This is a genomic window from Kribbella sp. NPDC051137 (genome assembly GCF_040682535.1).
Taxonomy (GTDB): Bacteria; Actinomycetota; Actinomycetes; order Propionibacteriales; family Kribbellaceae; genus Kribbella; species Kribbella karoonensis.
On sequence record NZ_JBFBBI010000003.1, the window covers coordinates 625391 to 650110 of the forward strand.

Annotated in this window: 27 protein-coding genes; 13 read left to right on the forward strand and 14 right to left on the reverse strand. The window is 69.5% G+C overall.

Translation table 11 applies throughout. From position 1 onward, the window contains the following. Positions 1-99: 99 nt before the first annotated feature. Positions 100-627: a GNAT family N-acetyltransferase gene (locus tag AB0M51_RS18075; protein WP_344194583.1), complete on the forward strand. Its 528-nt coding sequence runs from the start codon at positions 100-102 to the stop codon at positions 625-627. Positions 628-737: 110 nt separating this feature from the next. Further along, positions 738-3323 carry an ATP-dependent chaperone ClpB gene (clpB, locus tag AB0M51_RS18080; RefSeq protein WP_344194298.1) on the forward strand — a complete coding sequence of 862 codons (2586 nt, stop codon included), beginning with the start codon at positions 738-740 and terminating at the stop codon, positions 3321-3323. A gap of 33 nt (positions 3324-3356) precedes the next feature. On the opposite strand, the gene AB0M51_RS18085 is transcribed toward clpB, so the two are convergent. Next, positions 3357-3908: a dihydrofolate reductase family protein gene (locus AB0M51_RS18085; RefSeq protein ID WP_344194300.1), complete on the reverse strand. Its 552-nt coding sequence runs from the start codon at positions 3906-3908 to the stop codon at positions 3357-3359. Positions 3909-3973: 65 nt separating this feature from the next. Here AB0M51_RS18085 and AB0M51_RS18090 point away from each other — a divergent pair, with 65 nt between their 5' ends. Genes AB0M51_RS18090 through AB0M51_RS18100 form a run of 3 tightly spaced genes read left to right on the forward strand, consistent with a single transcriptional unit; the run spans position 3974 to position 5423 of the window. Next, positions 3974-4558 carry a hypothetical protein gene (locus tag AB0M51_RS18090; protein WP_344194302.1) on the forward strand — a complete coding sequence of 195 codons (585 nt, stop codon included), beginning with the start codon at positions 3974-3976 and terminating at the stop codon, positions 4556-4558. Between the two features lie 44 nt (positions 4559-4602). Continuing rightward, complete coding sequence (locus AB0M51_RS18095; RefSeq protein WP_344194304.1) at positions 4603-5055, forward strand: hypothetical protein; 453 nt, start codon at positions 4603-4605, stop codon at positions 5053-5055. A gap of 17 nt (positions 5056-5072) precedes the next feature. Continuing rightward, on the forward strand, positions 5073-5423 hold the full coding sequence (locus tag AB0M51_RS18100; RefSeq protein WP_344194306.1) for an ArsC/Spx/MgsR family protein: 351 nt from the start codon (positions 5073-5075) through the stop codon (positions 5421-5423). Here AB0M51_RS18100 and AB0M51_RS18105 read toward each other — a convergent pair. Continuing rightward, positions 5420-6568, reverse strand: coding sequence for a pyridoxal phosphate-dependent aminotransferase (locus AB0M51_RS18105; protein ID WP_344194308.1), 1149 nt, complete (start codon positions 6566-6568; stop codon positions 5420-5422). The two genes, AB0M51_RS18100 and AB0M51_RS18105, sit on opposite strands and share 4 nt — an antisense overlap. Positions 6569-6571: 3 nt before the next feature. Further along, a complete protein-coding gene (locus tag AB0M51_RS18110) occupies positions 6572-7003 on the reverse strand; it encodes a MarR family transcriptional regulator (protein WP_344194310.1) in 432 nt (143 codons plus the stop codon). Between the two features lie 94 nt (positions 7004-7097). Between AB0M51_RS18110 and AB0M51_RS18115 the strand changes: the two genes are divergently transcribed. Next, positions 7098-8657 (forward strand): MFS transporter, encoded by a 1560-nt coding sequence (locus AB0M51_RS18115; RefSeq protein ID WP_344194312.1) that lies wholly within the window; start codon positions 7098-7100, stop codon positions 8655-8657. On the opposite strand, the gene AB0M51_RS18120 is transcribed toward AB0M51_RS18115, so the two are convergent. The 3 genes from AB0M51_RS18120 to AB0M51_RS18130 all read right to left on the reverse strand — a co-directional run bounded on the left by AB0M51_RS18120 (position 8604) and on the right by AB0M51_RS18130 (position 10549). Further along, complete coding sequence (locus AB0M51_RS18120) at positions 8604-9092, reverse strand: GNAT family N-acetyltransferase (protein ID WP_344194314.1); 489 nt, start codon at positions 9090-9092, stop codon at positions 8604-8606. The two genes, AB0M51_RS18115 and AB0M51_RS18120, sit on opposite strands and share 54 nt — an antisense overlap. 31 nt (positions 9093-9123) lie before the next feature. Beyond that, positions 9124-9816 (reverse strand): FCD domain-containing protein, encoded by a 693-nt coding sequence (locus AB0M51_RS18125; RefSeq protein WP_344194316.1) that lies wholly within the window; start codon positions 9814-9816, stop codon positions 9124-9126. 94 nt (positions 9817-9910) lie between these two features. Then, complete coding sequence (locus AB0M51_RS18130) at positions 9911-10549, reverse strand: pyrimidine 5'-nucleotidase (RefSeq protein WP_344194318.1); 639 nt, start codon at positions 10547-10549, stop codon at positions 9911-9913. 51 nt (positions 10550-10600) lie between these two features. On the opposite strand from AB0M51_RS18130, the gene AB0M51_RS18135 reads away from it, so the two are divergent. Then, complete coding sequence (locus AB0M51_RS18135) at positions 10601-11368, forward strand: SDR family oxidoreductase (protein WP_344194320.1); 768 nt, start codon at positions 10601-10603, stop codon at positions 11366-11368. Here the strand turns inward: AB0M51_RS18135 and AB0M51_RS18140 are convergent. Next, the gene (locus tag AB0M51_RS18140; RefSeq protein WP_344194322.1) at positions 11333-11947 is read right to left on the reverse strand and encodes a TetR/AcrR family transcriptional regulator; all 615 of its coding nucleotides are present in this window, start codon (positions 11945-11947) and stop codon (positions 11333-11335) included. The two genes, AB0M51_RS18135 and AB0M51_RS18140, sit on opposite strands and share 36 nt — an antisense overlap. Before the next feature lie 79 nt (positions 11948-12026). Between AB0M51_RS18140 and AB0M51_RS18145 the strand changes: the two genes are divergently transcribed. Next, on the forward strand, positions 12027-12698 hold the full coding sequence (locus tag AB0M51_RS18145; RefSeq protein WP_363749863.1) for an NAD(P)H-binding protein: 672 nt from the start codon (positions 12027-12029) through the stop codon (positions 12696-12698). A gap of 156 nt (positions 12699-12854) precedes the next feature. Further along, positions 12855-15143, forward strand: a complete 2289-nt coding sequence (locus tag AB0M51_RS18150; RefSeq protein WP_363749618.1) for a N,N-dimethylformamidase beta subunit family domain-containing protein — start codon at positions 12855-12857, stop codon at positions 15141-15143. A 16-nt stretch (positions 15144-15159) separates the two neighbouring features. Here AB0M51_RS18150 and AB0M51_RS18155 read toward each other — a convergent pair whose 3' ends face one another. Together AB0M51_RS18155 and AB0M51_RS18160 are read right to left on the reverse strand one after the other, a co-directional pair. Beyond that, a complete protein-coding gene (locus AB0M51_RS18155) occupies positions 15160-16080 on the reverse strand; it encodes a LysR family transcriptional regulator (protein ID WP_363749619.1) in 921 nt (306 codons plus the stop codon). Further along, positions 16037-16270 carry a hypothetical protein gene (locus AB0M51_RS18160; RefSeq protein WP_344194328.1) on the reverse strand — a complete coding sequence of 78 codons (234 nt, stop codon included), beginning with the start codon at positions 16268-16270 and terminating at the stop codon, positions 16037-16039. The genes AB0M51_RS18155 and AB0M51_RS18160 overlap by 44 nt, the downstream gene beginning before the upstream one ends. Positions 16271-16354: 84 nt before the next feature. Between AB0M51_RS18160 and AB0M51_RS18165 the strand changes: the two genes are divergently transcribed. Continuing rightward, a complete protein-coding gene (locus AB0M51_RS18165) occupies positions 16355-17248 on the forward strand; it encodes a LysR substrate-binding domain-containing protein (protein WP_363749620.1) in 894 nt (297 codons plus the stop codon). Here AB0M51_RS18165 and AB0M51_RS18170 read toward each other — a convergent pair. Next, a complete protein-coding gene (locus AB0M51_RS18170; protein ID WP_344194332.1) occupies positions 17245-18069 on the reverse strand; it encodes an aldo/keto reductase in 825 nt (274 codons plus the stop codon). The two genes, AB0M51_RS18165 and AB0M51_RS18170, sit on opposite strands and share 4 nt — an antisense overlap. A 62-nt stretch (positions 18070-18131) precedes the next feature. Next, positions 18132-19217: a winged helix DNA-binding domain-containing protein gene (locus AB0M51_RS18175; RefSeq protein WP_363749621.1), complete on the reverse strand. Its 1086-nt coding sequence runs from the start codon at positions 19215-19217 to the stop codon at positions 18132-18134. A 70-nt stretch (positions 19218-19287) separates the two neighbouring features. Here AB0M51_RS18175 and AB0M51_RS18180 point away from each other — a divergent pair, with 70 nt between their 5' ends. Further along, complete coding sequence (locus AB0M51_RS18180; RefSeq protein WP_344194336.1) at positions 19288-20235, forward strand: hypothetical protein; 948 nt, start codon at positions 19288-19290, stop codon at positions 20233-20235. 234 nt (positions 20236-20469) lie between these two features. Here AB0M51_RS18180 and AB0M51_RS18185 read toward each other — a convergent pair whose 3' ends face one another. From AB0M51_RS18185 to tdh, 3 genes are read right to left on the reverse strand one after another with little or no spacing between them, the layout of a single operon-like run. Further along, entirely contained in the window at positions 20470-21048 is a 579-nt protein-coding gene (locus AB0M51_RS18185; protein ID WP_363749622.1) for a hypothetical protein, read from the reverse strand. Positions 21049-21081: 33 nt separating this feature from the next. Then, positions 21082-22272, reverse strand: a complete 1191-nt coding sequence (locus AB0M51_RS18190) for a glycine C-acetyltransferase (RefSeq protein WP_363749623.1) — start codon at positions 22270-22272, stop codon at positions 21082-21084. Continuing rightward, on the reverse strand, positions 22272-23321 hold the full coding sequence (tdh, locus tag AB0M51_RS18195) for an L-threonine 3-dehydrogenase (RefSeq protein WP_363749624.1): 1050 nt from the start codon (positions 23319-23321) through the stop codon (positions 22272-22274). The genes AB0M51_RS18190 and tdh overlap by 1 nt, the downstream gene beginning before the upstream one ends. 109 nt (positions 23322-23430) lie before the next feature. Here tdh and pyrE point away from each other — a divergent pair, with 109 nt between their 5' ends. Further along, on the forward strand, positions 23431-23976 hold the full coding sequence (pyrE, locus tag AB0M51_RS18200; RefSeq protein ID WP_344194343.1) for an orotate phosphoribosyltransferase: 546 nt from the start codon (positions 23431-23433) through the stop codon (positions 23974-23976). Next, positions 23976-24689, forward strand: a complete 714-nt coding sequence (locus AB0M51_RS18205) for a hypothetical protein (RefSeq protein ID WP_344194344.1) — start codon at positions 23976-23978, stop codon at positions 24687-24689. Before pyrE ends, AB0M51_RS18205 begins: the two co-directional genes overlap by 1 nt. The last annotated feature ends 31 nt before the right edge of the window (positions 24690-24720 follow it).

Genomic DNA, 24720 nt, shown 5'->3' on the forward strand with positions numbered 1-24720 from the left:
CAGGGTGGTCCCTTCCAGGACCGCCCTGCGGTTCTCTCGTTCACGCCCTGTTCCTGTTGCCCAGGGCGACCGACCGCCTACCCTGGCCAGGTGACGCTGATGCTGGAGACGGACCGGCTCGTGATCCGGGACTGGGAGGAAGACGACGCCGACGCCGCGCTGGAGATCTACGGCTCCGCCGACGTGGCGCCCTGGCTGTCACCCGCCATCGACAAGGTGCCGGATGCCGCGACCATGCGTTTGATCCTGCAGTCCTGGATCGAGGCCCAGCCGAACTTCGTGGTTCCGGCCGGGCGCTGGGCGGTCGCCCGCAAGGACGACGGCGAGGTCGTCGGCGCACTGCTGATCCGGTTGCTCCCGCCGTACGAGGAGGATCTGGAGATCGGCTGGCAGTTGCGGCCGAGCGCCTGGGGTCACGGGTACGCGACCGAGGCGAGCCGTGCGCTGATGCACTGGGCGTTCAGCGGCGGCGAGGTCGACGAGCTGTTCGCGGTCGCCCGGCCGAACAACAAGCGCGCGATCGCGACCGCCAAACGCCTCGGCATGGAGTGGGTCGGCGAGACCGACAAGTACTACGACCTCAGCCTCCAGGTGTACCGCATCCGCGCGTCCGAGTTCAGCGCCTGACGGACCCTGGTTCAGCCCTGACATTCTCCAGAGTTGAGTGGAATGGACTCAACTTTGGATAAGTTGTATCTAGTGACTGTTTGTTGCTGGGAACGAAAGGCTGGAACCAGATGGACGTTCAGCGGTTGACGACGCTGGCCCGGGAAACCCTGTCGGTCGCGATCCGTCAGACCTCCGCGGCGGGCAACCCGACCGTGGAACCGATTCACTTGCTGTCCGCGCTGCTCGCGCAGCCCGAAGGTACGACGATCGGCCTGCTCGAGGCGGCCGGCGGCGACGTCGACGCGGTCCGCCGGAAGACTGCCGAGCAGCTGAGCCGGCTGCCGAAGGCGAGCGGGGGCAGTGTGCAGGCACCGAGCCTGTCGCCGAAGACCTCCGACGTACTGAATCAGGCGGAGCAGCGCGCGCTCGGACTGGGTGATGAATACGTATCCACCGAGCACCTGCTGATCGCGCTCGCCACCGTCGAGGGGGCGGCGCAGAGTGCGCTCGGCGTGACGGCGGACGCGCTGCTGAAGGCGTTCGACGAGATGCGCGGCAACCGGCGGATCACCTCCCCGGAGGCCGAAGGCACCACCAAGACTCTGGAGAAGTACGGCGTCGACCTGACGCAGCGCGCCAAGGACGGCAAGCTCGACCCGGTGATCGGCCGGGACTCCGAGATCCGGCGTGTGGTCCAGGTGCTGTCGCGTCGTACCAAGAACAACCCGGTGCTGATCGGCGAGCCCGGCGTCGGCAAGACCGCCGTCGTCGAGGGGCTGGCCCAGCGGATCATCGCGGGCGACGTCCCCGAGTCGCTGCGCGGCCGCCGGCTGATCAGCCTGGACCTCGGCGCGATGGTCGCGGGCGCGAAGTACCGCGGTGAGTTCGAGGAGCGGCTGAAGGCGGTGCTGACCGAGATCAAGGAGTCGGACGGCCAGATCATCACGTTCATCGACGAGCTGCACACGGTCGTCGGCGCCGGCGCGTCCGGTGAGGGCGCGATGGATGCCGGCAACATGCTCAAGCCGATGCTGGCCCGCGGCGAGCTGCGGATGATCGGCGCCACCACGCTGGACGAGTACCGGACCCGGATCGAGAAGGACCCGGCGCTGGAGCGCCGGTTCCAGCAGGTGTTCGTCGGTGAGCCGTCGGTCGAGGACTCGATCGCGATCCTGCGCGGCCTGAAGGAGCGCTACGAGGCGCACCACAAGGTCGCGATCTCCGACTCGGCGCTGGTTGCCGCGGCGACGCTGTCGAACCGGTACATCACCGGCCGGCAGTTGCCCGACAAGGCGATCGACCTGGTCGACGAGGCCGCGTCCCGGCTGCGGATGGAGATCGACTCGTCCCCGGTCGAGATCGACTCGCTGCGGCGGACCGTCGACCGGTTGAAGATGGAGGAGCTGGCGCTGTCCCGCGAGGACGACGCCTCGTCGCAGGAGCGGCTGGAGCGGCTGCGTGCCGACCTCGCCGACCGCGAGGAGGAGCTGCGCGCGCTGGAGGCCCGCTGGGAGCGGGAGAAGTCCGGACTGAACCGGGTCGGCGAGATCAAGGAGCGGATCGACGAGCTCCGCGGCCAGGCCGAGCGCGCCCAGCGTGACGGTGACCTGGAGACGGCGTCCCGGCTGCTGTACGGCGAGATCCCGCAGCTCACCAAGGAGCTCGAGGTGGCCGACGCCGAGGAAGAGGTTGCCGAAGGCCCCGAAGCGATGGTGAACGAGGAGGTCGGCCCGACCGAGATCGCCGAGGTGATCGCGATGTGGACCGGGATCCCGACCGGCCGGCTGCTCGAGGGCGAGACCGGCAAGCTGCTCCGGATGGAGGACGAGCTCGGGCACCGGCTGATCGGTCAGCGCGAGGCGGTCAAGGCCGTCAGCGACGCCGTACGCCGGGCGCGGGCCGGCATCTCCGACCCCGACCGGCCGACCGGAAGCTTCCTGTTCCTCGGTCCGACCGGTGTCGGCAAGACCGAGCTGGCGAAGGCGCTCGCGGACTTCCTGTTCGACGACGAGCGGGCGATGGTCCGCATCGACATGTCGGAGTACGGCGAGAAGCACAGCGTCGCGCGGCTGGTCGGCGCGCCGCCCGGGTACGTCGGGTACGAGGAGGGCGGCCAGCTGACCGAGGCGGTCCGGCGGCGTCCGTACTCGGTGATCCTGCTCGACGAGGTGGAGAAGGCGCACCCCGAGGTCTTCGACATCCTGCTGCAGGTGCTCGACGACGGGCGGCTGACCGACGGCCAGGGCCGGACGGTCGACTTCCGGAACGTGATCCTGATCCTGACCAGCAACCTGGGGTCGGCGTACCTGGCCGACGTCACGCTCGACGACAAGATCAAGCGCGACCAGGTGATGGCGACCGTGCGGCAGTCGTTCAAGCCGGAGTTCATCAACCGGCTGGACGAGATCGTGCTGTTCGACGCGCTCGGCAGCGAGGAGCTGACGCAGATCGTCGGGCTGCAGATCAACGCGCTGCAGCGCCGGCTGGCCGACCGCCGGATCACGCTGGAGGTCGACGAGGGCGCGATGGAGTGGCTGGCGTTGACCGGGTACGACCCGGTGTACGGCGCCCGTCCGCTGCGCCGGCTGGTGCAGTCCGCGATCGGCGACGAGCTCGCCCGCGGTCTGCTGGACGGTTCGATCCGCGACGGCGAGACCGTCCGGGTGATGCTCAACGAATCCAAGGACGCGCTGGAAGTCTCCGCCGCACGCTGAGAACTGGGGCCCGGTTGTTTGCCGGGCCCCTTTCTATGCGGTCTGGTAGCTCAGCGCGATGACACCCGACGGCAGGGTGTCCTGCTGGACCAGCTTCAGCTCGGTGCGTGGACCCGACAGCTTGGTCCCGGTGCCGAGCACGATCGGGTGCAGCAGGATGTCGAGTTGGTCGACCATGCCGTTCTCCAGCAGCGTGTGCAGCAGTGCAGGGTTGCCGTACATCATGATGTCGCCGCCGTCCTGCTTCTTGATCCGCTCGAGCGCCGCGATCGCGTCGCCCTCGAGGAGGGTCGCGTTCCAGGTCAGCTCGCCGGTCAAGGTGCTGGAGGCAACAAGTTTCGGCAGTTCGCGCAGGCGGTCCGCGTACGGTCCCTCCGCGTCACCCCAGGCGGCAGAGAACATCTCATAGGTACGGCGCCCGCACAGGAAGTAGTCGCACGACGCCAGCTTCTCGACGGATCGCCGTACCGCCTCCTCCCCGAAGTACGGCTGCGCCCAGCCGCCGAACGGCGTACCGCCGAAGCCGCCCGGGTCTTCCACCACACCGTCGAGTGTCATCAGGGTCGAAGCGATGATCTTGCGCATGATTCTCCTCTCGTCAGGTGTGTAGACCGGCGGCCCGGCCGAAAGGAATCGGGGAGAATGGGACCGTGACTTCGCGGGCCGACTGGACGAACACCACCCACGACTGGGCGGCCTCGGTCGACCAGGCGCACCTGGAGGCGATCCGCGCGGATCCGGCGCGGTACGCGCCCGGCGGCGTCCGGCATCTGCTGCTCGAGGTGCTCGCCTACCCGGACGACGAGGCGGAGTCGACCGGCGCGCGCGGGCGCTGCGAGGTCGAGCTGTACGGCGACGGGTCGATCGCGGTCACCGACTACGGGCGCGGGACCGACACCCGGGTCGACGAGCGCGGGAACGTCGTGAAGAAGCCGATCATGGCGACCAAGGACCTGCGGTTCTTCGACGACCCGGCCGCGCCGTCGCTGCCGGACGGGCACCCGCGGCGCGGGATGTCCGTGGTCGCCGCGCTGAGCGAGTGGCTCGTGCACACGAACCGGCGGGCGAACGGCGCCTGGACCCAGCGGTACGAGTACGGCGTACCGGTCGGTGGGCTGGAGCCGATCGCGCCGGACGGGACCACCGGGACCACCGTGCACTTCCGCCCGATCGCGGGCCTCGCGCCGCTGGATGGGTTCCCGCACCTCGACATCTCCGTCGTCCGGCTTGGGTGATCTGGGAGGATCGAGGGACACGGGGGGTCGTGGAAGGAAGATCGATGACAGGGCAGCACGGCGACGAACCGGGGCCGTACAGCGGGCTGTTCGGTAGCGTTCCGGATTCGTACAGCTACCGTCCGGCCGTCCGGCCGAAGCAGGTGACGATCGCCGCGGTCATCTCCGCCGGGCTGGGCGCGATGTGCCTGCTGCTCGCCGTCCTCACGCTGACGTCCGCGGGCGACCAGATCTCCGAAGTTCTCACCGGTTCCCGCGGCAACACCCCGGTCGCGGTCGCGGCCGCCCTGGTCTGCGCGTTCATCTACCTGGTCCCGGCGGTCTACGTCCGCAAGCGGTACGCGTGGGCGCGGTACGTCCTGATCGGCGTCGCCGCGATGGGCATCGCCGGCGGCCTGATGGCGCTGCCCGCGAGCCTGCTCGGGCTGGCCATCCATGTGGCCCTGCTGATCCTGATGCTGCAGCGTCCCACCAAACTGTGGTTCCAGCACCGCTGACCTCCCGGGAGACCCGCATGGAGATCTGGATCAACCCCGCCTGCTCGAAATGCCGCGCCGCCACCAAGGCGTTCGACGAGGCCGGTATCGACTACACCGTACGCCGCTACCTCGACGATCCGCCGACCACCGAGGAACTGACCGCCGTCCTCGCACGCCTCAACCTCGAGCCGTGGGACATCGTCCGCACCAACGAACCCGAGGCCGCGCCGCTCCGCGACCTCCCGCGCGACGAGGCGAACCGCGCCGCCTGGATCCAGGCTCTCGCCGACACCCCGATCCTGATCCAGCGCCCGATCATCACCGCGGACGACGACACCACCGCCGTCGCCCGCGACCCGGAAACCCTCGCTCAGTTCCTGCCTTAGAGCTTCTGCAGCCGGGTGAGGGCTTCCTGGAGGACCTCGGGTCGCTTGCAGAACGCCCAGCGGACCAGGGGTTTCCCGGCCTCGACGTTGTCGTAGAAGACCTGGTGGGGGATCGCCACCACGCCGGCCTTCTCCGGGAGCTGACGGCAGAAGTCGATGCCGTCGGTGTACCCGAGCGGGCGGATGTCGGTGGTGATGAAGTACGTCGCCGCCGGGCGGTGGACCTCGAAGCCGAGCTCGCCGAGGCCGTCGGCGAGCAGGTCGCGGCGGGCCCGGAGATCGGCGCGCAGCCGGTCGTAGTAGTCGTTGCCGAGGGCAAGTGCATCCGCGACGGCGGGCTGGAACGGGGCGCCCGATGTATAGGTCAGGAACTGTTTCGCGGTGTTCACCGCGGTCACCACCTCCGGCGACCCGGTGACCCAGCCGATCTTCCACCCGGTGACCGCGAACGTCTTCCCGGCGCTGCTGATCGACACGGTCCGCTCGGCCATCCCGTCGTACGACGCCAGCGGCCGGTGCGTGCCGTCGTACACCAGGTGCTCGTAGACCTCGTCGGTGATCACGACCAGGTCGTGTTCGAGGGCGATCGCGCAGATGCCGCGCAGTTCCTCGTCGGTGAGGACGGTGCCGGTCGGGTTGTGCGGTGAGTTGATCAGCAGCACCTTCGTCCGCGGCGTGACCGCGGCGCGCAGCTCGTCGAGATCCAGCCGGTACGACGGAGCGCGCAGCGTGACCGGGATCCGGCGGCCGCCGGCGAAGGCGATGCCGGCCGCGTACGAGTCGTAGTACGGCTCGAGGGCGATCACCTCGTCGCCGGGTTCGACGTACGCGAGCAGGGCGGCGGCGATCGCCTCGGTGGCGCCGGTGGTGACCAGGACCTGGGTGTCGGGGTCGTACGTGAGCCCGTAGAACCGCTGCTGGTGGTCGACGATCGCCTGCCGGAGCGCGGGGATGCCGCGACCCGGCGGGTACTGGTTCGCGCCGGCGCGGATCGCCGCGATCGCGCCTTCCAGCAACGAGTCCGGCCCGTCCTGGTCCGGGAATCCCTGGCCGAGGTTCACCGACCCGGTCGCCACCGCCAGCGCGGACATCTCCGCGAAGATCGTCGTACCGAGGCCGTCCAACCGCTCAGCGTGTGCGCGCATCCCTCAACCCTCGACTGCGGTGACCATGTGCGCAAGCCAGGCGCGCGCGGTGACGCGGTCGGGCTTGCTGAAGGCGGCCTCGAGGTCGTTCTCGACCTTGCGGATCGCGGGTGCGGCCTCGGCCAGCCGGCGTTCGCCGCCCGCGGTGAGGTGCACCTGCTGGGTACGGCGGTCCTTCGGGTTCGGGCGCCGCTCGACGAGGCCGGCCCGCTCCATCCCGGTGATCAGCTCGTTCGCGGACTGCCGCGTCGTACCGACCACCCGTCCCACCTCGGCGACGGTGAGGCCGGGGTCCTTCTGCACACACAGCAGCGTCCCGTACTGCTGCACGGACAGCTCGTGCTCGGCGAGCGCGGCCGCCAACGCCGACCGCATGCTCAGCCAGGCGTGCCGCACCAAGAAGGTCACACACCCGGTCTCGTCGTTGGGCTCCATGCACCACATTCTGCCGAAAAGGAGATTGACAGGTTCCTGTCAATCGAGGATGATCGGAAACCTCGTCAGGGTCCTGTCAATTATAGGAGACTTCGTGTCCACCATCGACCCGTCCCAGAGTCCAAGCCAACAACGCCGCATCCTCGCCGTCCTGGTCGTCTCGGCCGTCCTGATCTGGATCGACTCGACCGTCCTCGGAATCGCCCTCGAACGCCTCGCCGACCCGGTCAACGGGCTCGGCGCCACGCCCGGCCAGCTCCAGTGGGCGGTCGGGATCTACTCGCTGCTGTTCGCCACCGCGCTCTTCCTGGCCGGCGCCCTCGGCGACCGGTACGGGCATCGCACCGTGCTGATGACCGGCCTGCTGGTCTTCGGTGCCGCCTCCGCCTGGGCCGCCTGGGCGACCGGCCCGGTCGGCCTGATCCTGGCCCGTGCCACGATGGGCCTCGGTGGCGCGCTGATCATGCCGACGTCGATGGCGATCATCGGCTGGACCTTTCCACCGGAACGCCGGGCCGGCGCCATCGCGATCTGGTCGTCCTCCGCGGGTGTCGGCGTCGCCGTCGGCCCGGTGCTCGGCGGCCTGCTGATCGACCACTTCTGGTGGGGCTCGGTCTTCACCATCAACCTGCCGATCGTCGTCCTCGGCCTGATCGGCGCGGCCGTCGTACTGCCGAACCCGCGCAGCCCGCGGCGCCGCCGGCTCGACCCGCTCGGCCTCGGCCTGTCCACGCTCGGACTGCTCGGCCTGTCGTACGGCCTGATCGAAGGCGGCCACCAGGGCGGCTGGGACCGCTGGCAGGTGTGGGCGAGTATCGGTGCCGGTCTCGTTCTGCTCGCCGGGTTTCTGTTCTCCGAATGGCGTGAGCGCGAACCGAGCTTCGACCCGCGGCTGTTCGGCAACCGCCGGTTCGCGGCCGGGAACTTCGCGCTCGCCGCGGTTTTCCTGACCATCACCGGGCAGAGCTTCTACCTCGCGTTCTACCTCCAGGGCGCCCGCGGGATGACGGCGCTGGAGGCCGGGCTGATGTCGCTGCCCGGTGCGGTCGGCGTGATCGTCGGCGCCCCGCTCGGCGCTCGCCTGGCCGCCGGCCTCGGTGTCGCGAAGGTCTCCGGTACGGCGATCCTCACGCTCGCGTTGTGCTTCACCGCCAACCTGCTGTACGACGTGAACACCTCGCTGATCGTCATCGGGATCGTCGGCGGCCTGGCCGGACTCGCGATCGGGATGACCGTGGCGCCGACCACCGCGGCCGTGATGGCGACGCTGCCGATGGACCGGATCGGTGCCGGGTCCGCGGTCAACAACGCCCTCCGTCAGGTGGGCAGCGTGCTCGGCGTCGCCGTACTCGGGACCGTCGTGTCCTCGACGTACCAGCACCGGATCGCCCCGTCGCTGACCGGTCTGCCGAACGGTGACGCCATCGGTGCGTCGGCCGAGGCGACCCGGCACGCGGCCGCGCTCCTGCACCGTCCGGACCTGGTGCGGACCGCGAACGACACGTTCGTGCACGCGATGCACCTCGCGGCCGGGGTGGCCGCCGGGTTCGTGCTTACCGGCGCGATCGTGCTGGGGCTCGCGTTCCGGGTCCCCAGGCCATCACAATCGGGCGTCGCGGACAGCGCTGAGCGGGAGAGCGCCGGGATCGGCTGATTGTGATGGCCCGGGGATCCGCCTGCGCACCATGAAGACGTCGACCGGGTCCTCGCTGTCCAGCACGAACCCGTGCCGCTCGTAGAGCTTCCGCGCCGGGCTGCCTTGCAGGACGTTCAGCCAGACGTCGTCGTCGCGGTCCAGCACCGACCGCAGTACGCCGGAGCCGATGCCGCGGCCCTGGTACTGCGGGGCCAGGTAGAAGTGCTCCAGCCAGAGGCGGTCGGCGGGGCGCAGGGTGACGGATCCGGCGAAGTCGCCGGCGACCTCGATGATCCGGGTGTGCTCCGGGGCGTACGCGTCCCGGAGGCGCTGCCGGACGCGGTGCTCGTCGTACCGGCCGAGGCGTTCCAGGTCGGGGCGCATGACGACGGCGCGGAGCTCGGCGAGCCGCTCGAGGTCGTCGGCGGTCGCGGGGCGCAGACTCCAGGTCATGGCTGAGCACTTTCGGCAGTCGGGTCGTGGGTCATGCGGGGCGTGGCTCCGGGCGGAGGGCGCGGAGCCAGAGTTCGGTCTGCGCGATGTGGGCGGAGGCGGCGGTCGCGGCGGCGGCCGGGTCGCGGGTCTCGATCGCGGCCAGGATCGCGCGGTGACCACGGTCGCTGGTCCGCTTGATCGCGTCGAAGTCGGCGCCCGGCTCGAAGATCCGGTAGTGCCCGCCGCGGCCGCGGATCACGTCGGTGAGCGCCGTGACGGTCGGGTTCCCGCCGGCGCTGCAGATCAGGCCGTGGAACTCCGCGTCCAGGTGCTGGATCTCGGTCGCGTCGGTGGTCGCCTCCAGCCGGTCGAGGACCTGGCCGAGCTTCGCGGCCAGCCCCGGGTCCTGGCGGGCGGCCGCGGCGGCGGTGGCGTGCGACTCGAGCACCCGGCGTACCTCGAGCAGTTCGAGGACGCCCTCGAGCGGGATCAGCTCGACCGAGAGCGAGAACCGGCTGATGATCGCCGCCGGGTCGAGCGCCGAGACGTACGTCCCCGAGCCGTGCCGGGACTCGATCACGCCCAGCGCGCCGAGCGACCGGACCGCCTCCCGCAGCGAGCTCCTGGACACCCCCAGGTGGTCGCACAACTCCGGCTCCGGCGGGAACTTCGCCCCCGGCCCGAGCTCCCCGGACGCGATCATCTGCCGCAACCCGGCCAGCGCCTTGTCCGTAGCAGCCATCCCCTCACCTCCCCCCGAAGCGTAAGTCCTCAGACCACTCCTGGTCACGTCAGCCTGCTTTCCGCGTGACGACACGCCGCTTCCGTGTGATTCATCAGATGTTTACTCGGAGGAAGCCGGGCACGTCCGCCGCCCGCCAGCGACGTTCGGCGAGCTGCTCGGACGCCGCGCCGGGAGTCACCCAGACGGTCGTCATCCCGCGCTCGTGCGGCAGCGCGAGGTTCACCTCGAGGTCGTCGAACATCACCGCCCGCGCCGGGTCGATCCCGAACCGGGCGAGAAACGCGTCCAGGCTCCCGGCGTACGGCTTCGGGACCAGTTCGCCCGCGAGGATGTCGAACACGCCGTCGATGTGCTCGCCCAGCCCGAGCCGGGCGAGCACCTGCTCCGCGTGGTACGCCGACCCGTTCGTGTACACGTACCGCCGACCCGGCAACTCTCCCAGTACGCCGGTCAGCGCCGGGTCCGGCCCGATCACCGAGTAGTCGATGGTGTGTTCCCAGGCCAGGTAGTCGTGCGGGTCGACGGACCGGGTGTTCATCAGACCGCGCAGGGTTGTCCCATGCTCCGCGACGAGCTCGGTCTGCAGGCGTCGGGTCTCGGCCTCGTCGGCGTCGAACAACTCGGCCAGGTAGGCACGGATGCGGACGTTCATCTGATCCGCGAGCCCGGTGTCCGGCGGGTACAAAGTGTTGTCGAGATCGAGAACCCAGGTGTCGATGTCCGCCAGCACCCTGCCAATGTAGGTGACAGACTGGGAGCGTCATCGACGGAGGGTTGGAAGATGCCGACTGCGCTCGTGACCGGGCCGGCGACCGGGATCGGTCGGGCGTTCGCGGAGAAGCTGGCGAGCGAGGGGTACGACCTCGTGCTGGTTTCCCGGGACGAGGCGCGGCTGAAGGAGGTCGGGGCCGAGATCGCGCGGCGGCACGGCGTCGAGTGCGAGGTGCTGGCCGCGGACCTGACCGACCGGGACGAGCTGGCCCGGGTCGAGGAACGCTTCCGGACCGGGCCGATCGAGGTACTGGTGAACAACGCCGGCTTCGGGCAGAAGAAGCCCTTCTGGGAGAACCCGGTCGACGTCGAGGAGAAGCAGCTCGACCTGCTGGTTCGCGTCGTACTGCGGCTCACGCACGCCGCCGTTCTCCCGATGATCGAGCGCGGCTCGGGTGCGGTGATCAACGTGTCCTCGGTCGCGGGGTTCCTGCAGCGGAACATCTACAGCGCGCACAAGTCCTGGGTGACGACCTTCTCCGCCGGGCTGGCGACCGGGCTGCACGCCACCGACGTGAAGGTAATGGCGTTGTGCCCCGGATTCGTGCACACCGAGTTCCACGAGCGGATGCAGATGGACAAGTCGGTCATCCCGTCGTTCATGTGGCTGGACGCGACCGAGCTGGTGGACGCGGCCTGGAAGGACCTGATGCGCGGCAAGGCGATCTCGATCCCGAGCCGCCGCTACAAGCTGATCGCGGCCGCCGCGCGGTTCACCCCGCGGGCGCTGATCGCCCGGGTGTCAACCGTCGGACTGGACGGCCGCCGCCGGTCGTAGTGCTTCGTAGAGCGTCTTGCCGAGCGCCGCGGCGTACTTGTCGGTCTCCGTGGCCGTCGGCGTCTCCCCGGTGAAGTTCACCTCGAACCCGCGCTGGAAACACGCTCCGAACAGCAACGCTGCCGCTGCCGGGACGTCGGCGGTACGCCGGATCCGTCCGAGCTTCTGCTCCTCGCGCAGGTAGCGGATCAGGCCCTCCTGCGCCCGATGCGGGCCGGCGTTCAGCTCCTGCAACCGGAGCCGGTGCGCGGCCAGCAGTTCGCGGGACGAGAACAGCGACACCAGGATCGGGAAACCCTCGACGTAGAAGTCGATCGCGATCCGCGCCAGCCGGGCCAGGTTGCCGCGCACGGTTCCGCTGCCGGGGTTGCCGATCAGCTCCTTCAGCGAGCCGGGCAGCTCGGGCATCCGTTCGTGCAGGACCGCGAGCAGGATCGCGGACTTGTCCGCGAAGTGCTTGTAGAGCGCGGCCTCGGAGTACCCGGCGACCTGTGCGATCGACCGGGTGGTGGCCCGCGCGTACCCCTGGGTGCGCAGCACGTCCGCGGCCGCGTCCAGGATCTCCTCCCGTGTCCCCACGCCCGCACCTTACCTTGACAGGTTGGTGAGTGTTCACTAACCATGGTGAGTGAGTGTTTACTAACCTGGAGGGGTGACGATGAAGCTGGTGGTTCTCGGGGCGTCCGGGCGGATCGGGACCGAGGTGGTGCGCCAGGCGGTGGCGGCGGGCCATGCGGTGACGGCCGTCGTACGCGAAGGCTCGACCCTGCAGGTGCCGCTCCCGGAGCTCCGCCTGGTCGCGGCCCGCGCCGGCGTCGCCGGCGGCCTGACCGAGGTGGTGACCGCGGACGTGATGGACCCGGCCTCGATCGGCCCGGTCCTGGAGGGTCACGACGCCGTACTGTCCGCGCTCGGGCCGCGTCCGAAGGGGCCGAGCGACATCCTGACGTCGAGTGCCCGGAGCACCCTGCGGGCATTGGAGGACAGCGGCGTACGCCGGTACGTCGTGGTCAGCGTCGCCGGCATCCACACGGGCAACGACGGCCCGGTCACGAAGTACGTCGTGAAACCGCTCATCCAGCGGCTGCTGCGCGAGTCGTTCGCGGACGCGCGCCGGATGGAGGAACTGATCGCCGCGAGTCAGCTCGACTGGACGATCGTGTGCCCGCCGCGGCTGACGAACGGAACCGCGAAGGGCACGATGCGCAGCAACACCGAAGGCACGGTGCGCGGCGGCTTCACGATCACCCGCGCGGACGTTGCTGCCTACATGCTCGACGCCGTCGACAACGCAGCCCTGAACCGTAAGACCGCGCTGATCGCCAACTGACCTCTCGGAAAGGCCACGAACGGAGTACAGGTCTTTCGACCCTGTTGCCGGGCGACGACGAGTCGTCATCGTGCTACTTAGTGCGCTCGTGGGGGCCGCCAAGACCGGCGGAGCGAGCGAGAAGGGGCCGGCCTCGGCTGCCCCGGGGGAGGCACGATGAACATCGCAGATCTCGCGCGCCGACGGGGCGGAGCGCAGCTGACTCGGCGGCTTGTCGCCGCGGCCCTTGCCGTTCTGGTCGTTCCGGCGGCGTTCACCGTCACGCTCGAACCCGCGGCGCTGGCCGCGGCCGGGCCGACGGCGGCGGCGGTGACGGCCGCCAACGGGACCACGACCTTGACCTACCGTGCCGCCGCGACGCGGGCGGGCAGGCTGCGCTACATCGTGGTGTCGATCCCGCCGGGTTCAGCGGGCAGCATCACCACGATCAACGGATCGATTCGCGCGGTCGCGCGGGGCGTACTGCTGTGGCGGCCTCGTACCGCGACGACCGTTGCTGCAGGCACCCGTCTCACCGTTCCGTTGTACGGCGTACGCCTGCCGGCCGACGGCCCGTGGCGACTGAGCTTCAGGGCCACGAGTACGACGGGCTCGGTGCTGTCCTCGGGGCGGCCGGTCCTCGTCCGTCCGGCGAACGTCCGGGTGACGGCGACCAACCCGGTCCCGGGGCGGAGGACGACACTCACCTACGCCGGCACGATCGGCCGCGCCGGCACCGTCTCGTCGGTCCGGATGAAGCTGCCGACCGGGGCGAAGGGGACGATGCGCAGCGTCAACGGAGCGCTCCGGGTCTCGGGCGGATACGCGACCTGGACACCGCGCCGGCGGCTCACGGTCCGCGGCGGCACCCGACTGGCAATCCCGGTCTACGGAGTCGCCCTGTCCAGGACCGCCGGCATCATGAGGCTGGCGATGGCGGTCCGCGGTTCGTCCGGGGCCGTCCTGATGGCGGGTACGGCGAGCCTGGCGGTCGTCACACCACCTGCGGCGATGCCCACGATCCCCGCCGGCTCCTTTCCTGCGATTCCGGCGGGTTGCCCGTCGGCCTGGCCGACGACGAGCGCGGAGAACGCGAAACCGGGGACGGCGGACTGGGTCATCCCGGCCAGGATGAACGGCCGGCTGGCGGCCTACCTGACCAAGGTCTCGGTGAGCTGCGGCGGCACCGTCGACCTCAAGGTGACCTCCGGGCGCCCGGTCAGCGTCGTCGCCTATCGGATGGGGTACTACCGGGGGCTCGGCGGCCGGGAGATCTGGCGTCGCGACCGGGTCCGGACGGTCGTACAGCCTGCTCCGACAATCGGTGGCACGGCCAACGGTCATCCGCTGCGGATGGCGTCCGCCGCGAACTGGTCGAAGACGCTAACCCTCCGGGTCGACCGGAACTGGGTGCCGGGCACCTATCTGATCAAGATCAGCGACGGCCGATACGCGTCGTACGCGCCGCTGACGGTTCGCGACGACACCCGCCACAAGCACGCACTGCTCATCCAGCAGGCGTCCACCACCTGGGAGGCATACAACTGGTATGGCGGCCGCAGCTTCTACAGCAGCGCGAAGACCGGCTCCGGCAGGCTGACCTTCGACCGTCCGTACGCCGAGGGGCAAGGGTCGGGGGAGTTCTTGCCGTTGGAGCAAGGATTGATCGTGTGGGCGGAGTCGAGAGGGCTGGACGTCACCTACTGGACCGACAACGACTTGGACGTGTACGGCGGCCAATTGGCAGCTCGGGCGCGGACCGTCTTCCTGCCGGGGCACGACGAGTACTACTCGTTGCGGATGCGGGCCTCGCTCAGCCAAGCAATCAAGCGCGGCGTCAACGTGGCCAGCTTCGGGGCGAATGCGGTGTACCGGCGAATCACCTTCACCAGCAGCACCCGCCGGGCCTGGGACGTCGACCGCTACACCGCCGGTGGGAACTCGACGCTCTGGCGCCATCTGGGTGACGGCTACGCGTCACAGCCGCTGCTGGGTGCCGAGTACTCGTGCGGCGTCTCCGCCGGGAATCTCCGCACCGGACGCAGTTGGCTGTTCCACGGGATTCCGGCCGGTACCGTCGTACCGGGCTTCCTCGCGGGCGAGGTCGATCGTCTCTGGCCGGACTTGTACCGGCCGCGTCACTTGGGCGTTCTCGCGAGCGGCAGCGCGATCTGTCGCTCGACCCACAGGTCGACACCGATGAACGTCACCGCCTTCGTGGCCCCGTCTGGTGCCCGGGTGTTCAACGGCTCCACGTTCACCTATGGCTGCTTCCTGGTGCGCCGTTGCCCGTCGAACCTCCGAGTACCTGTCCCGTCGGTGGCGTCGCGGCGGGTGGTCACCACAATGGTCACCAATGTCGCCAACTGGGTCAGCAGAGGGGCTTTGGCGACGTCCGCCAGCGCTTCTGCGCCTGCGTTGACGGTCACTGTCCCTGATGCCCAACTGCCCACGGACGGTGACTGATTCACCCGCTCGGTGGTCAGAGCTTCTCGGCGACCTCGGTGAGGACGGTGAGGGTTGCGGTGATCAGGGGGTGGTCGGCGCGGCTGGTGCGGACGGCGGCGTAGACGCGGCGGGTGGGCGCCGGTTCGGGGAGCGGGCGGATCAGGGCGAGGGTCGGCTCGGGTACGGCGAGACGGGGGACGAGCGAGACGCCGCCGCCGGCCGCGACCAGGGCGGCAACCGCGCGGAAGTCATCGGACTGGTGGACGACGCGGGGCTGGAAACCTGCTTGTTCGCAGGCGAGCAGGACGACGTCGCGGATCGGGTTGCCGGGCGCCGGCATCACCCAGTCGTCGTTCGCGAGCGCCTCGAGCTCGATCGCGGCGGGAGCGGGCGGCCCATCAGGAAGACCGGCGGCGGGGTGGGCCGGGGGGAGGACGGCGACGAAAGGCTCGGCGTACAGCGGGATGCGGGTCAGCCGGCGGTCGTCGGGGCGGGGCGAGCCGCGGTGCTCGACGGCGATCGCCAGGTCGGCGTCGCCGTCGAAGAGTTGGGTGATGCCCTGGTGGCCTTCGGCGTCCCGGACAACGAGGCTGAGGCCCGGGCTGGTCTCGCGCAGGCGGGTCAACGCCGGCGCGACCAGCAAGGTGATCGCGGTGGCGAAAGCCGTCACCCGGACCTCGCCGTTCGCGCCGTTCGCGTGCAGCCGCATCGCGTCCTCGGCGCGCTCGACCTCGGCGAGGATGGTGTCCGCGTGGGCCAGCAGCAGCCGGCCGGCGGACGTGATCGACACCCGTCGGCCGCGGCGTTCGAGCAGTTCCTGGCCGACCTCGGTCTCCAGGGCCGCCAGTTGCTGGGAGACCGCCGAGGGTGTCAGGTGCAGTACCTCGGCGGCCGCGGTCACGGTGCCGTGGTCAGCAAGCGCGCGCAACACCTTCAGGCGTCGTACCTCGATCACGGTCCTCAGCTTGGCACACCAGCGTGAGCTCGACCTCCGGCGGCGGCGCCGTACGGCGTTGACGCCAGCGGGCGACGGCGTCGCGGATCGGGCGGCGTTTCGGGACGTGCGGGTGCTGCGGGGCGTTCGGCATCGCGGAGTGGGTCTGTTCGTGGATCGACTTGATGACGGTGAACGGAACGTAGTGCATGTCTTCGACAGTAGGAATCGGACTATTGATACGTCCAATGAAAGTTATGCGCAGAATTGATGCAGCTGGTGCATGATTGGTCTTATGGAACTACGGCAGCTCAGGTCGTTCGTGACGGTGGCCGAGGAGATGAACGTCGGGCGCGCCGCCGTCCGGCTGCACCTGACCCAGCCGTCCCTCAGCCGGCAGATCGCCGCGCTGGAACGCGATCTGGGAGTCGAGCTGTTCGCGCGGGTGAAGCGCCGGTTCGTCCTGACGGCCGCGGGCGAGACCTTCCTCGCGGAGGCGCGCGACCTGTTGCGCCGGTCGGACGAGGCGGTGCGGGCGGCGCAGCGGACGCAGCGCGGTGAGCTCGGGACGTTGCGGCTGCGGTTCGTGCAGTCGGCGACGTTCGAAGTACTGCCCCGGCTGCTCGGCGCGTTCCGCCTGGCGTATCCCGAGGTCGTGCTGGACCTGGAGGCGTGGACGACGCTCCGGCAGACGGAGGCGTTGCGTGACGGGCGGATCGACGTCGGGCTGATGCGGCCGAGTGCGCCGGCCGGCGGGAGTGCCGTCGTACAGCTTGCGCCGACGCTGACGTCGCGGGTCGTCGCCGAGGACCCTGTCGTGGTGACGTTGCCGGCCCGGCACCGGCTGGCGCGGCGGAAACGGCTACGGCTGGCGGATCTCGCGGACGAGCCGTTCGTCTTCTACACGCGGTCGAGCGGGCCGGTCGTGTACGACACGATCGTCGGGTTCTGCCGCGCCGCCGGGTTCACGCCGCGGATCGAGCAGGAGGCGGCCGACGTCCAGACGATCGTGTCGCTGGTCGCGGCCGGGCTCGGCGTCTCGCTGCTGATTGGGCCGACACCGCCGTCGAACCCGGACGCGGTGGTGTACCGCGAGTTGTCCGACGACCTGCCGCCGTGGCGACTCTCCGTAGCCTGGTCGCCGGACAACCGTTCGCCCGTACTGGCGCGCTTCCTGGAGATCTTTTAGCCGAAGACGTCCGGGTCGCCGCCCGTGCGGACGCCGGTCTCGAGGTCCGCGATCGCGGCCATGTCGTCGTTGTCCAGCGCGAAGTCGAAGACCTCGAAGTTCTCCTTCATCCGGCTCGGCGTGACGGTCTTCGGGATCACCACGTTGCCGAGCTGCAGGTGCCAGCGGATCATCACCTGCGCCGACGACTTGCCGTACTTCGCACCGATCGAGTCCAGTGCCGCGTTGCCGAGCAACTGGCCGGACGCCAGCGGGCTCCACGCCTCGGTGACGATGTCGTTCTCGGCGTTGAACGCACGCAGCTCGTCCTGCGGCAGCGCCGGGTGCAACTCGATCTGGTTCACCGCCGGACGGATCGTGGTCTCCTCGAAGATCCGCCGAAGCGCGGGCTCGTGGAAGTTCGAGACGCCGATCGCACGGACGCGCTTGTCGGCGTACAGCTGCTCGAGCGCCTTCCAGGTGTCGACGTACAGGTCCCGCTGCAGCGACTGCCAGTGGATCAGGTACAGGTCGACGGTCTCCAGGCCGAGCTTGGCCAGGCTGCTGTCGAACGCCTTCAGCGTGCTGTCGTAGCCCTGGTCGGAGTTCCGCACCTTGGTGGTGATGAACAGCTCGTCACGCGGGAGACCGGACGCGGCGATCGCCCGGCCGACGCCGGCCTCGTTGCCGTACATGGCGGCGGTGTCGATGTGCCGGTAGCCGGTCTCGAAGGCCGTCGTCACCACGTCGGTGACGATCGCGTCCTCGACCTGCCAGACCCCCAGGCCCAGCTGCGGGATCTCGACGCCGTTGTCCAGAGTGATGGAGGGGACTGTACTCATCTGCCCATTCCACCCGGCAAAAGGTTTCCGGCCCAGTCATCTGACGTGTGACAACAACCTCATTAACCGGTAGTAACCACCGCGTAGGTCTTGGCGTTGGGCTCCAGGAAGCGGAGCAGCGCGCTGCCTTCCCGCTCCAGCTCCGCCTGCGTCTTCTTGAGCGTCTTGCCGAACGGCGTCAGGGTGAGAGTGGCCACACCACGCTTCAGGTCGCTCGTCCACAGCCCGGCGACGAAGCCGTCGACGGTGTACGTCGCCTTGACCCGGAGGTTCTTCGTGAACACGGCCGGCTTGTGCTCGTCGGCGATGATCCGCTCCCGCTTCGCGTGCGACAGCAGCACGTTGTCGAACTCCGGCAGGAACCGCACCGGCGCGGGCGTGTCCGCGTCCGGCCGGGGCGCGTCCGGTACGTCGTACAGCGTCTTGCCGTTCTCGTCCTGGAACGTCTCGAGCTCGACTTGGTCGAACAGCGGCTTGGCCTTCTGCAGACCGGACCACGTCTGGAAGTCCGCCGGAGTCGCCGGGCCGAACGCGGCGAGGTACCGCGTGACGAGCTCCCCGGGCTCGGCCGTCTTGTGGAGCTTCTTGCCGATCCACTCCTCGGCCGGGGTGAACTTCGAGTTCGCCGTCCAGGACCAGCGGACGTCGGCCGGGTGCATCACCAGCGGCACCATCATCCGCGTGCAGAAGCCGAGGGTGCGCTCGTTCACCTCCGGGAACTGCTGCTGCAGCGCGTCCCGCACTTCGGTGAAGGTCAACGGCTCCTTCGCCAGCAGCTTCTCTGCCGCCGCGACAACCTTGTCCGGCTCCAGCCCCGCGGCGCGCTCCCCGAGCACCTTCAACCCCGCCTCGAGCACCGGCGCCAAGGTCACCCGGAACCGCAGGTAGTCCGCCGCCGTCACCAGGTGCAGCGTCCCGCGCAGATACGTCGCCCGCACGACGTCCCGCCCGGCCACCGCCCGATCGAGCTCGGCCTCCTCAAACCCCTGGATCCGCGACCACAACCCGACGTACGGATGCTTGGCCTCCTGCCCCTGCAGCCCCCCGAGCCGCGCCACCATCTCGACCGCCGGCACGGCTTTCCGCTCCAGCAACAACTGCCGCGCCGACGTCGCCCGGTTGACCGCCCGCCCACTCATCACCACCATGCAGGCATCCTGCCAACCCCCACCGACAAATCACATGCTGCACACACCACCCGCCTGCCACCCTGGGGGCATGCCGTTCCTCCGCAGGCGGACCCGACTCTCCCTGACCCACGTCGCCGACCTCGAACCACCGTTGCCGGGTGACGAGCTCGTGAGCGTGTCTGTCGGTCCGCTCGGGGAGGCAGTCGCTCTGTGGGCAGCCGCCGACGCAGCCGCACTGCTGACGAGCGACTTCGGCCTCGGGCCACTCGCCCGGCCGGTCGCAGTACGCGCAGCCCTCTATGCGCCAGGCCTGAGCCACATGGTCGGGATTCCTGACTGCCGGTTCCGTTTCCCGACCGTCCAGCCGATGCCTGGCGGCGGATTCCTCCTCGTCGGGACCCGCGTCCCGTGGCGGGCGGACGGCGTACCGTCCAACGCGACCGTGTACGACGCGCCGGGGCAGCCGATCGCCGAAGGACTGCTCGGCGACGGCATCGAGCAGGTGCAGACGACCGCGTCGGGACAGGTATGGGTCGGCTACTCCGACGAGGGCGTCTACGGCAACCTCGGCTGGGGCGACGGTCCGGGCACCGAACCGATCGGAGCCCCCGGACTCATCAGGTACACGCGCGACCTGACCAGCGACTGGGAGTTCTCCTGCACCAGCCACGGGTTGCCACCGGTCGACGACTGCTACGCACTGAACGTGATCGGTGAGACGGCCTGGAGCTGCTACTACGCCGACTTTCCACTGGTGAAGGTAGGCGGTGAGACAGTGCGGGCCTGGCGCAACGAAGTCCAGAGAGTCACAGCGATCGCAGTCCATCAGGACCGCGTCGGTCTCTACGACGGACAGCGGCTCGTCGTTGCCCGTCTCGGGAGCGAGCAGCTGGCGATCGAGGACAAGTACGACGTGGTCCTACCGGACGGCGAGGCCCCTCCGCCGACCTCGAAGGTCGTCAGCCGAGGCTCGGTCATCCACGTCTTCGTGGGACGCAGTTGGTACCGCGCGGATCTGGCCGAACTGCCCAACTGAGAGCGTCACGGTCGGCCCGGTGACGTGGCTATCAGTGCGTCGGACTCCGGCTCGGCGACGACCCGCTTGATCAGGGCGCTGCTGTCGCAGTACATCCGCATCGGATGCGGTCGTCCCGATCGAGCAGGTCGAGGCTCGTGGTGTCTTTCGGCAGCCGAAGGCGTGGCCGCACCTTGCGGTAGGGCACCCGGGCGGGCTGCACCGTGCGGGATCTCCAGGCGCGTTGGCGCTCGGTCAGCTGTAGTCCTTCTCGTTGTACTTCGGGAGGTGGAGGAGCTGGCGGATCTGGGCGGACGGGGCCTTGTTGCCGGCGGCTGTCGCTTCTTTCAGGTGGTCGGCCATCTCGGACTTGGTGTCGGCGGCGGCGATCTTCAGCCAGTGCGGGCGGGCGGCGGCGTCGGCGTTCGCGAGGGCGCGGATCTGCTTCGAGACCGAGGTCGGCCAGGTGACCTTCAGCAGGGCGCGGGACTCGGCGAGGTTCGCGGCGGCGACCGCCTTCGCGCGGTTCTGCAGCGTCGTGACCGACATGTTCTCGTTCGCCGCCTTCTCGAAGCTCTCCAGCGCGACGTTGTACGGCCGGGTGATCTGCAGGTACTTCGCTCCCGCGGCGGCGAGGGTAGGTGCCGTCGGGGTCGTCCGTACGACCGGAGCAGACGTCGGCGGCTGGTACCGCGCCTCGTCGGGCGGCCGGGTCGTCGGTGCGCTGCTCGGCGAGGCGGGCGACGGCGCCGTGGTGGCCGGCCCCTCGTCGGCGCCGCATCCCGCGACGAACACTGCACTCACAACTCCGACAACGGCCACCAACTGGCGCATGAGGCTCCTCACCCGGGGACGGACCGGGTAACTCTAGCCCTCTTCGGCCAACGCGTTCCGGGCCTCGACGAACGCCGCGATCGCGCGCTCGACGTCCTCGGTGGAGTGCGCCGCGGACAGCTGCACCCGGATGCGCGCCTTGCCCTGCGGTACGACGGGGTACGAGAAGCCGATCACGTAGATCCCGAGGTCGAGCAGCTTGTCCGCGAGCCGTCCGGCGGCCGCGGCGTCGCCGATCATCACCGGGGAGATCGGGTGGTCGCCGGGGAGGACGTCGAAGCCGGCTTCGGTCATCTTGGTGCGGAAGAGCGCGGTGTTGGCGGCGAGCTTGTCGCGGAGGGCGCTGGAGGTGCCGATCAGTTCCAGGGCCTTCAGTGACGCGGCGGTGACGGCCGGGGCGAGCGAGTTCGAGAACAGGTACGGGCGGGAACGCTGGCGGAGCAGCTCGACGATCTCGCGGCGGGCGGAGACGTAGCCGCCGGACGCGCCGCCGAGGGCCTTGCCGAGGGTGCCGGTGACGATGTCGACGCGGTCCTTCACCCCGAACAGCGACGGCGTACCGGCGCCGTCCGGGCCGACGAAGCCGACCGCGTGCGAGTCGTCCACCATCACCAGCGCGTCGTACCGCTCGGCCAGGTCGCAGATCTCGTCCAGCGGGGCGACGTACCCGTCCATCGAGAACACGCCGTCGGTGGCGATCAGCCGGTAGCGCGCGTCGGCGGCGTCCTTGAGCTGCGCCTCCAGATCGGCCATGTCGCGGTTCTTGTACCGGTAGCGCCGGGCCTTCGACAGCCGGACACCGTCGATGATGCTGGCGTGGTTCAGCTCGTCGGAGATGATCGCGTCCTCGGCGCCGAGCAGTGTCTCGAACAGGCCGCCGTTCGCGTCGAAGCAGGAGCTGTAGAGGATCGTGTCCTCGGTGCCGAGGAAGTTGCTCAGGGCACCTTCCAGGTCCTTGTGGATCTGCTGCGTACCGCAGATGAAGCGCACCGAGGAGAGCCCGAAGCCCCACCGGTCCAGGGCTTCCTTCGCCGCCGCGACGACCTCCGGGTGGTCGGACAGCCCGAGGTAGTTGTTCGCGCAGAAGTTCAGCACCTCGTTGCCGCTGGCAACCGAGATCAGCGACTGCTGCGGTGACGTGATCACCCGCTCGGACTTGTACAGCCCGGCGTCCCGGATCTCGCCGATGGTCGCCTTCAGGTCGTCCCGCATCCGCCCGAACATCAGTGCTTCTCCTCCAGCGTTTCCCGAGTCCAGTCCATGATCACCTTGCCGCACTGCCCCTGCCGCGCGACGTCGAACGCGCGCTCGAAGTCGCCGTACCCGAATCGATGGGTGATCACCGGCGTCAGGTCCAGGCCGCGCTCCAGCATCACCGACATCGAGTACCAGGTCTCGAACATCTCCCGGCCGTAGATGCCCTTGATGGTCAGCATGTTGAGCACCACCGTGCCCCAGTCGATCGCGATCTCGTCGGCCGGCAGCCCGAGCATCGCGACCTTGCCGCCGTGCGTCATGTTCGCGAGCAGCTCGCGGAGCGCGGCCGGCTGCCCGGACATCTCCATGCCGACGTCGAAGCCCTCGCGCATCCCGAGGCTCTGCTGGGCCTGTGCGATCGTTTCCTCGGCAACGTTCACCGCGCGGGTGACGCCGATCTTCCGGGCCAGGTCCAGCCGGTACTCCGACAGGTCGGTGATCACCACGTTCCGCGCACCGGCGTGCAGCGCGACGGCGGCGGCCATCACGCCGATCGGGCCGGCGCCGGTGATCAGCACGTCCTCGCCGACCAGCGGGAACGACAGTGCGGTGTGTACGGCGTTCCCGAACGGGTCGAAGATCGCGGCGACGTCGAGGTCGACCGGGTCCTTGTGGACCCAGGCGTTGGTGGCCGGCAGCGCGACGTACTCCGCGAACGCGCCCGGTACGTGGACGCCGAGGCCGCGGGTCTTGATGCACAGGTGGCGGCGGCCGGCGCGGCAGTTGCGGCAGCGGCCGCAGACCAAGTGGCCCTCGCCGCTGACCAGGTCACCGACCGCGACGTCGCGGACACCGACGCCGACCTCGACCACCTCGCCGCAGAACTCGTGCCCGGTCACCATCGGCACCGGGACGTTCTTCTGTGCCCACGGGTCCCAGTTCTGGATGTGCAGGTCGGTGCCGCACAACCCGGTCCGGAGGACCTTGATCAGTACCTCGTCGGCCTCGATCTTCGGCTCGGGAACGTCCTGCAGCCACAGGCCCGGCTTCGCCTCGGCCTTCACCAGCGCCTTCATGCCCACATCGTCGTCCGGGGCAACCACCGCCGTCCATCGACACGTCGTACACAGCCTTTGCAGTTCCTCTGCACACTCGTGGAACCGAGGTCATCTAAGCTCAAGGCTCATGAGCTACGACCGGGACGGACTGCTGGAGCAGGTCAAGACCAAGGCGATCGTGCACGGGAAGGTGACGCTGGCTTCCGGTAAGGAGGCCGACTACTACGTCGACCTCCGGCGGATCACGCTCGACGCGGCCGCCGCGCCGCTGATCGGCCCGGCGATGCTCGAGCTGACCAAGGACCTGGAGTACGACGCGGTCGGCGGCCTGACGCTCGGCGCGGACCCGGTCGCGATGTCGATGCTGCACGCTGCCGCCCAGCAGGGCCGGACGCTCGACGCGTTCGTGGTCCGGAAGGCCGAGAAGACGCACGGCCTGCAGCGCCGGATCGAGGGGCCGGACGTGAAGGGCCGCCGGGTGCTCGCGGTCGAGGACACGTCGACGACCGGCGGATCGGTGCTGACCGCGGTCGAGGCGCTCCGCGAGGCCGGCGCCGAGGTGGTCGCGGTCGCGGTGATCGTGGACCGCTCGACCGGCGCCCAGGAACGGGTCGAAGCAGAAGGGCTGGAATATCGGTCCGTGTTCGGCCTCGAGGACCTGGGGCTGAGCTGATGCAGTCCAGCACGATCGTGATCTTCCTGGTGGCACTCCTGGTCGCCGGGGGCATCTTCTATTTCAACTACTACCGGGCGAAGAAACGCCGTGAGCTGTTCGCCGGGTTCGCCCGCCAGCAGGGCTGGTCGTACCTGGAGTCCAACAACTCGCTGGCGGGTCAGTGGTCCGGTACGCCGTTCGACTCCGGCGACCACCGGCGGGTGCAGAACGTGCTGTCCGGCCCGTTCAACGGTCACCAAATGGTTGCCTTCGACTACAGCTACCAGACGCATTCGACCGACTCGAAGGGCCGCCGTACGACGACCACGCACAAGTTCGGCGTCGTCGTGCTGCAGCTGCCGGGGGCGTTGCCGCACCTGGAGGTCACGCACGAGGGCATCTTCGGCGGCGCGGTGGCGAACGCGCTCGGGTTCCGGGACCTGCAGTTCGAGAGCGACCAGTTCAACCGGGCGTTCCGGGTGAAGGCCGACGACGAGCGGTTCGGGCACGCGGTGGTGACGCCGCGGATGATGGAGCTGCTGCTGGCCCGCGGCGAGATCGGCTGGCGGATCGAGGGCAACTCGCTGGTCGGCTGGGACAAGGGCGCGCACGACCCGAACGAGGTGATGAACCGGCTCTCGCTGCTGGAACAGGTGGTCCAGCAGGTCCCGCCGTACGTCTGGCGCGACTACGCGGGAGTCGACCCGCGTCAGCAGTACCCCCAGCAGTAGACACTCTCTACCCGTAGAGTCGCGTACAGCA